The sequence below is a fragment of the Enterobacter cloacae complex sp. SHL012 genome (assembly GCF_049237505.1).
In the GTDB taxonomy this organism is placed as follows: Bacteria; Pseudomonadota; Gammaproteobacteria; order Enterobacterales; family Enterobacteriaceae; genus Enterobacter; species Enterobacter kobei.
In genome coordinates this window covers 1358286-1371206 of the sequence record NZ_JBMKIZ010000001.1, presented here as the reverse complement: position 1 = coordinate 1371206, position 12921 = coordinate 1358286, and the positions used below count along the sequence as shown (strand labels likewise).

Genomic DNA, 12921 nt, shown 5'->3' with positions numbered 1-12921 from the left:
GACGAATGTGCGGTATTGTCGGTATCGCCGGTTTCATGCCGGTAAACCAGTCGATTTATGACGCGTTAACGGTGCTTCAGCACCGTGGGCAGGATGCTGCGGGTATCATCACCATTGATGCAAACAACTGCTTCCGTTTACGTAAGGCGAATGGCCTGGTAAACGATGTGTTTGAAGCCCGCCATATGCAGCGTCTGCAAGGTAATATGGGGATCGGTCACGTTCGTTATCCTACTGCTGGCAGTTCCAGCGCCTCTGAGGCACAGCCTTTCTACGTCAACTCACCGTATGGCATCACCCTTGCCCATAACGGTAACCTGACCAACGCCCATGAGCTGCGTAAAAAGCTGTTCGAAGAGAAACGTCGCCACATTAACACCACCTCTGATTCTGAAATCCTGCTCAACGTGTTCGCCAGCGAGCTGGATAACTTCCGTCACTACCCGCTGGAAGCAGACAATATCTTTGCTGCCATTGCTGCGACCAACCGCCAGATCCGCGGTGCATACGCCTGCGTGGCGATGATTATCGGTCACGGTATGGTTGCCTTCCGCGATCCAAACGGCATTCGTCCGCTGGTGCTGGGCAAGCGCGACCTTGGCGATGGCCGTACCGAATATATGGTTGCCTCTGAGAGCGTGGCGCTGGATACCCTGGGCTTCGAATTCCTGCGTGACGTTGCGCCGGGCGAAGCGGTGTATATCACCGAGAAGGGCCAGCTGTTTACCCGTCAGTGTGCCGACAACCCGGTCAGCAACCCGTGCCTGTTTGAATACGTCTATTTCGCCCGCCCGGACTCCTTCATCGACAAGATTTCCGTCTACAGCGCGCGCGTAAATATGGGCACGAAGCTCGGCGAGAAGATTGCTCGCGAATGGGACGATCTCGACATCGACGTGGTTATTCCTATCCCGGAAACCTCCTGCGATATCGCTCTGGAAATTGCCCGTATTCTGGATAAACCTTACCGTCAGGGCTTCGTGAAGAACCGCTACGTTGGCCGCACCTTCATCATGCCGGGCCAGCACCTGCGCCGTAAGTCTGTACGTCGTAAACTGAACGCCAACCGCGCCGAATTCCGTGATAAGAACGTTCTGCTGGTGGATGACTCCATCGTGCGTGGTACCACCTCTGAGCAGATTATCGAGATGGCGCGCGAAGCGGGGGCGAAGAAAGTGTATCTGGCGTCTGCCGCACCGGAAATTCGCTTCCCGAACGTGTACGGTATCGATATGCCAACCGCCAATGAGCTGATTGCCCACGGTCGCGAAGTGGACGAAATTCGTCAGATTATCGGCGCCGATGGCCTGATTTTCCAGGATCTGAACGATCTTATCGACGCGGTGCGCGCCGAGAACCCGGAGATTCAGCAGTTCGAATGCTCCGTGTTTAACGGCGTCTATGTGACGAAAGACGTCGACCAGCAGTACCTTGACTATCTTGATTCGCTGCGCAACGACGATGCGAAAGCCGTTCAGCTGCAAAACGATCTCGAAAGTTTAGAGATGCACAACGAAGGTTGATCTCTCTGCAGGTGAGGGCGCTCGCCCTCACTTGCAACTCCCCGCGAAATCCTGCACAGTCTGCCCTGAAATCAGTAAGGGCGAAAATCATGAAACGACTCATTGTTGGGCTCAGCGGTGCCAGTGGCGCCATTTACGGCGTACGTCTGCTGCATGTTTTGCGCGACGTAGCGGAAGTCGAAACCCATCTGGTGATGAGCCAGGCGGCGCGACAAACCCTCTCCCTTGAAACCGATCTCTCCCTGCGTGATGTTCAGGCACTGGCCGACGTCGTGCACGACGCGCGCGATATCGCCGCCAGCATCTCCTCAGGCTCGTTTAAAACCGCTGGCATGGTGATCCTGCCCTGTTCAATTAAAACGCTCTCCGGCATTGTGAACAGCTATACCGACACGCTGGTGACGCGCGCGGCGGATGTCGTGCTGAAGGAACGTCGCCCGCTGGTGCTTTGCGTGCGGGAAACGCCGCTACATCTGGGGCATTTGCGCCTGATGACCCAGGCCGCCGAGCTGGGCGCCGTGATCATGCCGCCGGTACCGGCGTTTTATCATCGCCCGCAGTCGCTGGATGATGTGATCAACCAGACCGTCAACCGCGTGCTGGATCAGTTTGATATCGACCTGCCGGAAGATCTCTTCACCCGCTGGCAGGGAGCCTGATTCTGTGCACACATGCTGTGCATGAAAAGAGACGTTGCCCTGTTTCAGGGCAATTATGCAACGGCGATCATATCCTCGACATTTAATTCGTTTTTTCCCTTTTTCTCTCTCCGGTTCGTTCGGCAGACCTGCTATCTTTCACCATTAAGGCAATATCGCAACGTTTTATTAACATATTTAACGTCGAAGTTTTGACCAGACGGCAATGTGGCATAAGACCTGCAAGAGAAGCCTGCAACACAACACACAACACAATACATAATAAAATCACGGTACTTGAGGGTAAATGTATGAAGAAGACGGTTCTGGCTCTGTCTTTGCTGGTGGGGTTAAGTGCGGCGGCAGGTAGCTATGCAGCGCTTCCACAGACGGTTCGTATCGGTACAGACGCAACCTACGCGCCATTCTCTTCCAAGGATGCGAAAGGCGATTTCGTGGGGTTTGATATCGATCTGGGAAATGAAATGTGCAAACGCATGCAGGTGAAATGCACATGGGTGGGCAGCGACTTTGACGCATTAATTCCGTCGCTGAAAGCCAAGAAAATCGACGCCATTATCTCTTCTCTCTCTATCACCGAAAAACGTCAGCAGGAGATTGCCTTCTCTGACAAGCTCTACGCCGCTGATTCACGTCTGATTGCCGCTAAAGGCTCCCCGATCCAGCCGACCATCGACTCGCTGAAAGGCAAGCATGTTGGCGTGCTCCAGGGGTCAACGCAGGAAGGTTATGCCAATGCCAACTGGCGCGAGAAGGGTGTCGACGTGGTTGCCTATCAGAATCAGGATCTGATTTACTCTGACCTGTCGGCGGGCCGTCTGGATGCCGCATTCCAGGATGAAGTCGCCGCGAGCGAAGGCTTCCTGAAGCAGCCAGCCGGGAAAGACTACGCTTTTGCAGGCCCGTCCGTGAAAGACAAAAAATACTTTGGTGACGGCACCGGTATTGGCCTGCGTAAGGATGATACCGAGCTAAAAGCCGCCTTTGACAAAGCGTTTACAGAGCTGCGTAAAGACGGTACTTACGACAAACTGGCGAAGAAATACTTCGACTTCAACGTCTACGGTGACTGAGACCTGACGGTGATGCACTGAAAAGAGGCATCAGGCGAAGGGGTGATCCAGTATGGTGCGTTAAATGCACTATATTGGATCGCTTTGTGCATACTTACGCATTTATAATGCAAAATATCCCGGCCCGAAGGCATTAATCTTTGCCTGAAGGTGGGGATTAATGGCACATTAGCACCACCCCGTCGTCGTAAAAATCCCGTATGAAGACAGTTTGTTGAGGACAAATATGAAAAAACTCGTGTTGTCACTATCTCTGGTGCTGGCCTTTTCCAGCGCCACCGCGGCATTCGCAGCCATTCCGCAGAAAATCCGTATTGGTACCGATCCAACCTATGCGCCGTTTGAATCGAAGAATTCAAAGGGTGAGCTGGTGGGTTTTGACATCGATCTGGCCAATGAGCTGTGCAAACGCATCAAAGCGCAATGTACCTACGTTGAGAACCCGCTGGACGCGCTGATCCCATCCTTGAAAGCAAAAAAAATCGACGTAATTATGTCCTCGCTCTCCATCACTGAAAAACGCCAGCAGGAGATTGCCTTCACCGACAAACTCTACGCGGCCGATTCACGTCTGGTGGTGGCGAAGTCTTCTGATATTCAGCCAACGCTTGAGTCGCTGAAGGGCAAACGCGTGGGCGTGCTGCAGGGCACCACCCAGGAAACCTACGGTAACGAACACTGGGCGCCGAAGGGGATCGAAATTGTCTCCTATCAGGGCCAGGAAAATATTTACGCAGACCTGACGGCCGGCCGTATTGATGCGGCATTCCAGGATGAAGTCGCGGCAAGCGAAGGCTTCCTGAAAACGCCGATGGGCAAAGATTACAAGTTCGGCGGTCCGTCCATTAAGGATGTGAAGTTGTTCGGTGTGGGTACCGGTATGGGCCTGCGCAAAGAAGACAACGAACTGCGCGAAGCGCTGAACAAAGCGTTTGCGGAAATGCGCGCTGACGGTACCTATGACAAGCTGGCGAAAAAGTACTTTGATTTCAATGTGTACGGCGGCTAATCGCTCCGTCAAATAACGTGCGGCCCCTCCCGATGCGGGAGGGGAAAAGACACGGTTTCACCACTCACGATACGACAGGGCTCGCGGTATGCTGTACGGATTTTCTGGCGTCATTTTACAGGGCGCGCTTGTCACCCTTGAGCTGGCTATCAGCTCCGTGGTGCTGGCGGTGCTGATAGGTCTGGCGGGCGCAGGGGCGAAGCTTTCGGCTAACAAACCGCTGGCGCTCATTTTTGAAGGCTATACCACGCTCATTCGCGGCGTACCCGATCTGGTGCTGATGCTGCTCATCTTTTATGGTCTGCAGATTGCGTTAAACAGCGTAACGGATGCGATGGGACTGGGACAAATTGATATCGACCCGATGGTGGCCGGTATTATTACCCTCGGTTTTATCTACGGTGCCTACTTCACCGAAACCTTCCGCGGTGCTTATATGGCCGTGCCGAAAGGTCACATTGAGGCGGCAACCGCATTTGGTTTTACCTCTTCACAAACGTTTCGCCGGATCATGTTCCCGGCCATGATGCGCTATGCGCTGCCGGGCATTGGTAACAACTGGCAGGTTATCCTCAAAGCGACGGCGCTGGTCTCTTTGCTCGGTCTGGAAGATGTGGTCAAAGCCACTCAGCTGGCAGGTAAAAGCACCTGGGAGCCCTTCTACTTTGCGGTGGTCTGTGGCGTGATCTATCTGGTCTTTACGACCGTCTCCAATGGTGTGCTGCTTCTGCTTGAGCGTCGCTACTCCGTGGGTGTGAAGAGGGCTGACCTGTGATTGAGATTATTCAGGAATACTGGAAATCCCTGCTGTGGACGGATGGCTATCGCTTTACCGGCGTGGCGATCACGCTGTGGCTGCTGATTTCGTCCGTGGTGATGGGCGGCATTCTGGCGGTGTTTCTCGCCATTGGCCGCGTGTCGAACAATAAATTTATTCAGTTCCCCATCTGGCTGTTTACCTATGTCTTTCGCGGTACGCCGCTGTACGTGCAGCTGCTGGTCTTCTATTCAGGCATGTACACGCTGGAAATCGTAAAAGGCACGGAAATGCTGAATGCGTTCTTCCGTAGCGGCCTGAACTGTACGGTGCTGGCGTTGACGCTCAACACCTGTGCCTATACCACCGAGATCTTTGCCGGGGCTATTCGTTCCGTGCCTTATGGTGAGATTGAAGCGGCGCGGGCGTATGGCTTTTCGTCGGTAAAACTTTACCGCTGCATTATTCTGCCATCGGCGCTGCGTATTGCGCTGCCTGCGTACAGCAACGAAGTGATTCTGATGCTGCACTCCACTGCGCTTGCCTTTACCGCGACGGTGCCGGATCTGCTCAAAATCGCGCGCGATATTAACTCCGCGACCTATCAGCCGTTTACCGCGTTTGGCATTGCGGCGGTGCTCTATTTAATTATCTCTTATGTCTTGATTAGCCTGTTCCGCAAGGCTGAAAAACGCTGGTTGCAGCATATAAAACCTTCTTCGACGCACTGAGAAAGATGATGGCTGAGAACAAATTAAACGTTATTGATTTGCACAAACGCTACGGCGAACATGAAGTGCTGAAAGGGGTGTCGCTGCAGGCGAATGCAGGCGACGTAATCAGTATCATCGGCTCATCCGGCTCGGGTAAAAGTACCTTCCTGCGCTGCATTAACTTCCTCGAAAAACCGAGTGAAGGCTCGATTGTGGTGAGCGGGCAGAATATTAATCTGATACGTGATAAAGACGGCCAGCTGAAGGTGGCGGATAAGAATCAGCTGCGTCTGCTGCGCACGCGTCTGACCATGGTGTTCCAGCACTTCAACCTCTGGAGCCATATGACGGTGCTGGAGAACGTGATGGAAGCGCCGATTCAGGTGCTGGGCCTGAGCAAACAGGAAGCCCGCGAGCGCGCGGTGAAATACCTGGCAAAAGTGGGTATCGACGAGCGTCAGCAGATGAAATACCCGGTGCACCTCTCCGGCGGTCAGCAGCAACGTGTCTCCATCGCCCGCGCGCTGGCGATGGAACCCGAAGTGCTGCTGTTCGATGAACCGACTTCAGCGCTGGATCCTGAACTCGTTGGCGAAGTGCTGCGCATCATGCAGAAGCTGGCCGAAGAGGGCAAAACGATGGTGGTGGTGACGCACGAGATGGGCTTTGCCCGTAACGTTTCTAACCACGTCATCTTCCTGCATCAGGGCAAAATTGAAGAGCAGGGCCATCCGGACGACGTCTTAGCGAATCCGCAAAGCCCGCGTCTGCAGCAGTTCCTGAAAGGCTCCCTGAAATAACGGGGGTTTTCCCTCTCCCCGTGGGAGAGGGTTGGGATGAGGGCATCAGACCGCAGTACAGCCCAATCGCCCGGTGGCGCTTCGCTTACCGGGCCTACAAAAACCGCAGTGCCGCCCGGCATTCAGACCGCACCACACTCCAGCCGATAGACCCAGTCGTCATACCGCACCCCATTAATTTCATATGCCTTTTCCAGGACCTGCGTACGCACAAACCCGGCTTTCTCCAGCACGCGCACCGACCCGCCGTTATCCGCCAGCACAAACGCGTTAATGGCCTTCACGCCGGTCTGGTTAAAGGCGTAATCACACACCGCGCGCAGCGCCTCGCTGGCAATACCTTTCCCCTGCGCAGCAGGCACAACCGTATAGCCGATATCTGCCTCTTCATGATTCGCCGGGCTGATTTGCAGGCCAATATCGCCAAGCGGGGTCTCCTCATCCCGAAAACGGATCACGAAAACATGCTCGGCCATCAGGCGCGCGGCAAACACGCGTCGGGTCTCTTTTTCCGGCGCGATGGCGGACATATAGCGCATGATGTCGCGGTTTTCACGCAGCGAGCGGAAGAAGGCCCAGTCGGTGGGTTCGAAAGGGGTGAGATGAAGCCGGGGAGTGGTGATGGTTGCCATTGTTACGCCATTTCATCGGAACATGGCGTACAACTGTAACATATTCACCTCACCACATCCCCCAGCGCCTCTTCTAAGTCATACCAGCGGAACGCGAACCCCGCCGCTTCCAGCCGTTTGGGTAGCGCCCGTTGTCCGCCTAATACCAGCACGGACGCTTCACCCATCATCAGGCGGATTACCGTGGCAGGTACGCGCAATATCGCCGGGCGATGCAGGGCGTGCCCCAGAGCGTGAGCAAACTGTTCATTACGCACCGGATATGGCGCGACCATATTAAACGGTCCGCGCAGATCGTTATCCAGCAGCCAGAGAATGCCGTTGACCATATCGTCGATATGGATCCACGCCAGATACTGACGGCCGTTGCCAATCGGTCCACCGAGTCCCAGCTTAAAAGGCGGGAGCATTTTGCCCAAAATACCGCCGTTCGGCGCCAGTACCACACCGGTACGCAGCAGGCAGACGCGGGTACGATCGCTTTGCGCCGCACAGGCGATGCGTTCCCACTGGGCACAGAGTTTATGGGTAAATTCGTTGTGGGGCGGCTCTTCCTCGGTCACCACCACTTCGCCAAGATCGCCGTAATAGCCCGTCGCTGAGCCCGAAATCAGCACCGACGGCGGCGTGTGGCTGTTGCGAATCAGCTCAACCAGCTTCTCGGTGATGTTCCAGCGGCTGCTGCAGAGCCGCTGTTTCTGCTCTTCGGTCCAGCGCTTATCGGCAATGGGTTCACCCGCGAGGTTGATGACGGCATCAAAGCCGTCCAGATTCTGCTGCTCAGCCAGCCCTTTCCAGATGTCGACGCCTGCGCCCAGCACCTGACGCGCTTTTTCCGGGCTGCGCGTCACCACGGTGATGTCATGATGCAGCGCCTGAAGACGCGCAATGAGATGGCGACCAATCAGGCCCGTACCGCCGGTCAGCAAAATCTTCATACAACCTCCAGGTTTATCCCTGGCGTCGCCAGCTTAACGTCATAGAGACGGAGTCGGCGTAGCGCAGGGCGTGAAGTTTATCGATCTCTACTTCAGCATAAGTGACCCAGTGATGATCGCGTGCGATATCGAGCACATCCTGAGTTAATTTCTCCAGCAGAGAGAAGCGGTTGTTCTCCACGTACTGAATGATGTTTTTGGTTATCGTGCGGTAGTTCAGCGCGTCATTGATGTCTTCGCTGGCCCGCGCTTTGTCGGCGGGATAGTGAATAACCACATTAATGACAATATCCTGACGGTTGGCAATCTCTTCCTCTTTGATACCGATGAAGGTACGCAAGCGTAAATTTTTTATACGAATAATCGCGTCTGGCTGTGACATTGCAGGTCTTCTCCGTGTCAGTAATTGCCGCCCATAATACATGAGAGGCTTGCAGGCACACAGCCTCCTATAAGGTTAAATCTGCTGGATTTTTTGCAGTGCGCGTTCGGTGGCCGGGCGGGTACGGATACGTTCAAACCAGTTGTTCACCGCCGGGTAGGACGCGAGATCAATCCGGTGTTTTTCATGGGTATTCACCCACGGCCAGCAGGCGATATCGGCAATGCTGTAATGATCTCCCCCAAGCCACGGCGTTTTTTCCAGCCGCTGGTTTAGCACGCCATACAGACGTTGCGTCTCCACCTGATAGCGTTCTATCGCATAAGGGATGGGCTGCGGGGCGTAAGCGGTAAAATGGTGATTCTGTCCCAGCATGGGCCCAAGTCCGCTCGCCTGCCAGAAGAGCCATTGCAAGGTATGGTGACGTTCACGCAGCTCCCCGCTCAGGAGTTTGCCGGTTTTCTCCGCCAGATAGAGCAAAATTTCGCCGGATTCAAACAGGCTCAACGGTCTTCCCCCGTCGGCCGGCTGATTGTCAATAATGGCCGGAATTTTATTGTTCGGCGAGATAGCCAGAAAGAGAGGACTGAACTGTTCACCTTTGCTGATATCCACGCGAATGATTCTGTAATCCAGTTCGGCTTCTTCGAGAAAGAGGGTGATCTTATGGCCGTTTGGGGTAGGGGCGTAATAAAGGTCAATCATTCTCAACTCCTGTCCATGCGAATAGTAGTGCCACGACAACTGAGTATAGGTAATTGTTGTAAATCGTGAGTTTTCATCAAGTGACAGCGGGGCAAAGAGATTATATGTTGAGTAAAAAACCGATCAGCCGATGAGGATGTTATGAACCAGCCCCTAATCACGTTGTGGTCCGATGCGAATTTCTTTTCCCCCTATGTCATGAGCGTGTACGTTGCGCTGGCTGAAAAAGGGCTTACTTTTACGCTGAAGACCGTTGATCTCGACGGCGGGGAACATCTCAAACCGCAGTGGCAGGGTTACGATCTCACCCGACGCGTGCCGGTGCTGGAGGTTGACGGCTTTGCGCTGAGCGAATCATCAGCGATCGATGAATATCTGGAAGATCGTTTTGCGCCGCCCGAGTGGGAACGGATCTATCCTCACGATCTGCAAAAACGCGCCCGTGCGCGGCAGATCCAGGCGTGGCTACGTAGCGACCTGGTGCCGATTCGTGTAGAGCGCTCGACGGATGTCGTGTTTGCCGGGGTGAAAAAGCCAGCTTTGAGCGCGGAAGGCACGAACAGCGCCCAAAAACTGATTGAAACGGCCACGTCGCTTCTCGCGCATGGCAATCCGAACCTGTTTGGTGAATGGTGCATTGCCGATACCGACCTGGCGCTGATGCTGAACCGCCTGATCCTCAACGGCGATGAAGTCCCTCAGTTGCTGGTGGATTATGCAGCGTTCCAGTGGCAGCGCGCCTCTGTGCAGCGCTATGTGGCACTCTCCGCTAAGCGCGCGGGCTGATAAGCCCTGACGCTTCAGGTATGATAAGGGCAGTGAGTTTTCCGAGGGAGAGACGAATGAAATTGATGTTTGCGTCGGATATCCATGGATCGCTGCCCGCGACCGAGCGCGTGCTTTCTCTGTTTGCGCAAAGCGGCGCGCAATGGCTGGTGATTCTGGGGGATGTGTTAAACCATGGCCCGCGCAATGCGCTGCCGGAAGGCTATGCCCCTGCGCAGGTCGCGGAGAAGCTCAATCCGTTTGCCTCGCGCATCATTGCCGTGCGCGGTAACTGCGACAGCGAAGTCGACCAGATGCTACTGCACTTTCCCCTTACCGCTCCGTGGCAACAGGTACTGCTGGAAAACAGCCGCCTGTTCCTCACCCACGGGCACCTTTTCGGCCCGGATAATCTCCCGGCACTCGCGGCTGGCGATGTCCTGGTTTACGGTCATACTCATATTCCGGTGGCTGAAAAACGCGGTGAAATTTATCACGTTAACCCGGGGTCGGTCAGCATACCGAAAGGCGGATATCCTGCGAGCTATGGCATGCTGGATGGAAATACCCTGAGCGTTATCGCACTTAATGATCAGCAAGTTATTGCGCAGGTAGCGATTAATCCGTAAGTTACACCTCAACTGCAAACGCGCCGAAAGAGCGCTTAGACGAGAAGGTTTCCCGATGGTGGAGCAGAATCATTTGGCAAGTACTGAATGGGTTGACATTGTCAGCGAAGAAAATGAAGTGATCGCGCAGGCCAGCCGCGAACAAATGCGTGCAGAGCGTCTGCGTCACCGTGCAACCTACATTGTTGTGCATGACGGCATGGGCAAGATTCTGGTTCAGCGTCGCACGGACACGAAAGATTTTCTGCCAGGTATGCTGGATGCCACAGCGGGTGGTGTCGTGCAGGCCGATGAAGTGCTGCTGGATTCCGCGCGTCGTGAAGCGGAAGAAGAGTTAGGGATTGCCGGTGTGCCATTTGCTGAACACGGGCAGTTCTATTTCGAAGACGAACATTGCCGCGTCTGGGGCGGACTGTTTAGCTGCGTTTCCCACGGGCCTTTCGCCCTGCAGGAAGAAGAAGTGAGCGAAGTCTGCTGGATGACGCCGGAAGAGATTACCGCGCGTTGCGACGAGTTCACGCCGGATTCGTTAAAAGCACTGGCGCTGTGGATGACCCGCAACGCCAAAAACGAATCCGCTAAGCCGGAAAATAAAGCGGAAAAAGAGGAAGAGGCTGAATAAGCCTTAACAGCTTTCCCGCAGACACAGGCTGGACGCGATGGGTTTATGGTCGCGCCAGTCTCCATCATTCAGACGTTCCAGTAACGCTTTCCCGGCCTCAATCCCAATCTTTCGATGCGGTACCGCCATGGTCGTCAGCGGCGGCTGACAGACGCGGCTGACGTCGCTATCCCCAAAGCCCACGACGGCAAGATCGTCCGGCACTTTGATGCGCCGACGCTGACACTCATACAGCGCACCGCAGGCCAGTTCGTCTGAAACGCATACCAGCGCATCCAGCTCCGGCCACGCCAGCAGAAACTCAGGCAGCTGCGCCGCACCGGTCGAGAAACTCGGCGGCATGGCGGCGTTAATTACCCGGTTCGGCGACAGATGATGGCGCAGCATCGCTTTGTACCAGCCCTGTAAATGCTGTTGAAAAATCCACTGTTCCTGGTTGGCGCACAGCAGGCCGATATTCTGGTAGCCGCGCTTAATAACCATTTCTGTTAGCTCATACATGGCCGCCACGTTATCAATCCCGATATTCATATCAATCGGGTCGGCGCGCATAGCACCCATCTCCATCACCGGGATGGAGGCATTTTTCAGCCAGTGGCGAACGGTGTCGGTATGCTCCACGCTGAGCAGGATCGCGGCGGCAATATTTGACGCCAGCAGCGTTTCCAGCAGCTTTTCCTCCTGTTCAAGACGATGCTGAGACTCGGCCAGCATGATCTGGTATCCGGCAGGCTGAAGCACCTGCTGTAGCCCGGCAAACATCTCTGAACACCCAGCTTCGGAAAGATTAGGAACAACCATTGCGATCGTCCATGACGACGCCGATGCCAGTGCGCTGGCGGCGAGATTGGGCATATAACCCAGTTCCTGCACCGCAGCTTCAATTTTTTCACGCAGTTTATCGGAAACCTGTTCCGGCGTGCGGAGCGCACGGGAGACGGTCATCGTGCCAACTCCGGCAAGCTGTGCGACATCCGCGAGCGTGACTTTTCCGGTACTGCGCCGTTTTCGGGTTAAAGACATACACCTTCCTGCTGACCAGACGCGTTCTTATTTCCTTCACTCCAGGTGACAGGCAGTATACGCCTTAAATCCCTTTTTTTGCTGTGATTTCACACGATGATGGCATTTTGATAGCGCTATCACACTTCTGCATGTTAATCGTTGATAGCGCTATCTTTGTGACCGGGATCGCAGTCAAGGATTGATGGGTTGAATAAAGTTTGCTCATCTTTGGCGTGACGACGGAGTGAAAAGTGCTCAAAAAGTGGATATATGATACAACCATCACGCTTCAGGAGAGCGTTGAAAGCTGGCCTCAGGCGCTGGAGATATGCGCGAAACCGTTACTGGAGCTGCAGGTGATTGAACCGGAATACGTGACAGCAATCATTCAGCAGCACCATGCTTTAGGACCGTATTATGTGCTGGCACCAGGGCTGGCCATGCCGCATGCGCGGCCGGAAGAAGGCGCCAAAGGACTGGGGTTGTCATTACTAAAACTAAAACAGGGTGTCTCTTTTGGTGCCGGGGAGTTTGACCCTGTCGATGTCATTATTATGCTCGCGGCACCGGACAAACATAGCCATATCGAGATGATCTCATCGCTGGCAGAGTTATTTTCCAGCGACGAAGATATGGAAAAATTACATCAGGCTAATACCCTGGAGGACATTAAAACCATTATTGACCGCTTCTGATTTAATTCTTTAAT

16 protein-coding genes are annotated in these 12921 nt (G+C 54.5%); 11 read left to right on the top strand and 5 right to left on the bottom strand.

The window, feature by feature from the left end; genetic code table 11:
• Positions 1–5: 5 nt before the first annotated feature.
• The 7 genes from purF to hisP all read left to right on the top strand — a co-directional run bounded on the left by purF (position 6) and on the right by hisP (position 6534).
• A complete protein-coding gene (purF, locus tag ACOTY9_RS06460) occupies positions 6–1523 on the top strand; it encodes an amidophosphoribosyltransferase (protein ID WP_014884664.1) in 1518 nt (505 codons plus the stop codon).
• An 89-nt stretch (positions 1524–1612) separates the two neighbouring features.
• Complete coding sequence (locus tag ACOTY9_RS06455; RefSeq protein ID WP_248180834.1) at positions 1613–2182, top strand: UbiX family flavin prenyltransferase; 570 nt, start codon at positions 1613–1615, stop codon at positions 2180–2182.
• 290 nt (positions 2183–2472) lie between these two features.
• Positions 2473–3255, top strand: coding sequence for a lysine/arginine/ornithine ABC transporter substrate-binding protein ArgT (gene argT, locus ACOTY9_RS06450; protein ID WP_014884662.1), 783 nt, complete (start codon positions 2473–2475; stop codon positions 3253–3255).
• A 226-nt stretch (positions 3256–3481) separates the two neighbouring features.
• Positions 3482–4264, top strand: coding sequence for a histidine ABC transporter substrate-binding protein HisJ (hisJ, locus tag ACOTY9_RS06445; RefSeq protein ID WP_045281760.1), 783 nt, complete (start codon positions 3482–3484; stop codon positions 4262–4264).
• Between the two features lie 88 nt (positions 4265–4352).
• Positions 4353–5039, top strand: coding sequence for a histidine ABC transporter permease HisQ (locus tag ACOTY9_RS06440; RefSeq protein ID WP_014884661.1), 687 nt, complete (start codon positions 4353–4355; stop codon positions 5037–5039).
• A complete protein-coding gene (locus tag ACOTY9_RS06435; RefSeq protein WP_008502590.1) occupies positions 5036–5752 on the top strand; it encodes an ABC transporter permease in 717 nt (238 codons plus the stop codon). Before ACOTY9_RS06440 ends, ACOTY9_RS06435 begins: the two co-directional genes overlap by 4 nt.
• Positions 5753–5760: 8 nt before the next feature.
• Positions 5761–6534, top strand: a complete 774-nt coding sequence (gene hisP, locus ACOTY9_RS06430) for a histidine ABC transporter ATP-binding protein HisP (protein WP_014884660.1) — start codon at positions 5761–5763, stop codon at positions 6532–6534.
• 122 nt (positions 6535–6656) lie between these two features.
• Here hisP and ACOTY9_RS06425 read toward each other — a convergent pair whose 3' ends face one another.
• From ACOTY9_RS06425 to yfcG, 4 genes are all read right to left on the bottom strand, one after another.
• Complete coding sequence (locus tag ACOTY9_RS06425; RefSeq protein WP_023330979.1) at positions 6657–7166, bottom strand: GNAT family N-acetyltransferase; 510 nt, start codon at positions 7164–7166, stop codon at positions 6657–6659.
• 44 nt (positions 7167–7210) lie between these two features.
• Complete coding sequence (locus ACOTY9_RS06420; protein WP_023330978.1) at positions 7211–8104, bottom strand: TIGR01777 family oxidoreductase; 894 nt, start codon at positions 8102–8104, stop codon at positions 7211–7213.
• A 13-nt stretch (positions 8105–8117) separates the two neighbouring features.
• Positions 8118–8486, bottom strand: a complete 369-nt coding sequence (gene folX / locus ACOTY9_RS06415; RefSeq protein ID WP_023330977.1) for a dihydroneopterin triphosphate 2'-epimerase — start codon at positions 8484–8486, stop codon at positions 8118–8120.
• Positions 8487–8561: 75 nt separating this feature from the next.
• Positions 8562–9191 carry a GSH-dependent disulfide bond oxidoreductase gene (gene yfcG, locus ACOTY9_RS06410; RefSeq protein WP_014884653.1) on the bottom strand — a complete coding sequence of 210 codons (630 nt, stop codon included), beginning with the start codon at positions 9189–9191 and terminating at the stop codon, positions 8562–8564.
• A 141-nt stretch (positions 9192–9332) separates the two neighbouring features.
• Here yfcG and yfcF point away from each other — a divergent pair, with 141 nt between their 5' ends.
• Genes yfcF through yfcD form a run of 3 tightly spaced genes read left to right on the top strand, consistent with a single transcriptional unit; the run spans position 9333 to position 11207 of the window.
• Complete coding sequence (gene yfcF, locus ACOTY9_RS06405) at positions 9333–9977, top strand: glutathione transferase (protein ID WP_032635979.1); 645 nt, start codon at positions 9333–9335, stop codon at positions 9975–9977.
• Between the two features lie 56 nt (positions 9978–10033).
• Positions 10034–10585, top strand: coding sequence for a phosphodiesterase (gene yfcE / locus ACOTY9_RS06400; protein WP_014884651.1), 552 nt, complete (start codon positions 10034–10036; stop codon positions 10583–10585).
• Positions 10586–10640: 55 nt separating this feature from the next.
• The gene (gene yfcD, locus ACOTY9_RS06395) at positions 10641–11207 is read left to right on the top strand and encodes an NUDIX hydrolase YfcD (RefSeq protein WP_006811396.1); all 567 of its coding nucleotides are present in this window, start codon (positions 10641–10643) and stop codon (positions 11205–11207) included.
• Between the two features lie 3 nt (positions 11208–11210).
• Here the strand turns inward: yfcD and ACOTY9_RS06390 are convergent, their stop codons facing one another.
• Positions 11211–12230, bottom strand: coding sequence for a LacI family DNA-binding transcriptional regulator (locus ACOTY9_RS06390; RefSeq protein WP_014884650.1), 1020 nt, complete (start codon positions 12228–12230; stop codon positions 11211–11213).
• A gap of 233 nt (positions 12231–12463) precedes the next feature.
• On the opposite strand from ACOTY9_RS06390, the gene ACOTY9_RS06385 reads away from it, so the two are divergent.
• Positions 12464–12907, top strand: a complete 444-nt coding sequence (locus ACOTY9_RS06385; RefSeq protein ID WP_014884649.1) for a PTS sugar transporter subunit IIA — start codon at positions 12464–12466, stop codon at positions 12905–12907.
• Positions 12908–12921: the final 14 nt, after the last annotated feature.

Bases quoted from the DNA above. Each gene is read 5' to 3' on its own strand.
- ACOTY9_RS06455 (WP_248180834.1), top strand. From the start codon at position 1,613: ATGAAACGACTCATTGTTGGGCTCAGCGGTGCCAGTGGCGCCATTTAC.
- ACOTY9_RS06425 (WP_023330979.1), bottom strand. From the start codon at position 7,166: ATGGCAACCATCACCACTCCCCGGCTTCATCTCACCCCTTTCGAACCC.
- ACOTY9_RS06390 (WP_014884650.1), bottom strand. From the start codon at position 12,230: ATGTCTTTAACCCGAAAACGGCGCAGTACCGGAAAAGTCACGCTCGCG.
- yfcG (WP_014884653.1), bottom strand. From the start codon at position 9,191: ATGATTGACCTTTATTACGCCCCTACCCCAAACGGCCATAAGATCACC.
- purF (WP_014884664.1), top strand. From the start codon at position 6: ATGTGCGGTATTGTCGGTATCGCCGGTTTCATGCCGGTAAACCAGTCG.
- yfcE (WP_014884651.1), top strand. From the start codon at position 10,034: ATGAAATTGATGTTTGCGTCGGATATCCATGGATCGCTGCCCGCGACC.
- yfcF (WP_032635979.1), top strand. From the start codon at position 9,333: ATGAACCAGCCCCTAATCACGTTGTGGTCCGATGCGAATTTCTTTTCC.
- ACOTY9_RS06420 (WP_023330978.1), bottom strand. From the start codon at position 8,104: ATGAAGATTTTGCTGACCGGCGGTACGGGCCTGATTGGTCGCCATCTC.
- hisP (WP_014884660.1), top strand. From the start codon at position 5,761: ATGGCTGAGAACAAATTAAACGTTATTGATTTGCACAAACGCTACGGC.
- folX (WP_023330977.1), bottom strand. From the start codon at position 8,486: ATGTCACAGCCAGACGCGATTATTCGTATAAAAAATTTACGCTTGCGT.
- hisJ (WP_045281760.1), top strand. From the start codon at position 3,482: ATGAAAAAACTCGTGTTGTCACTATCTCTGGTGCTGGCCTTTTCCAGC.
- yfcD (WP_006811396.1), top strand. From the start codon at position 10,641: ATGGTGGAGCAGAATCATTTGGCAAGTACTGAATGGGTTGACATTGTC.
- argT (WP_014884662.1), top strand. From the start codon at position 2,473: ATGAAGAAGACGGTTCTGGCTCTGTCTTTGCTGGTGGGGTTAAGTGCG.
- ACOTY9_RS06440 (WP_014884661.1), top strand. From the start codon at position 4,353: ATGCTGTACGGATTTTCTGGCGTCATTTTACAGGGCGCGCTTGTCACC.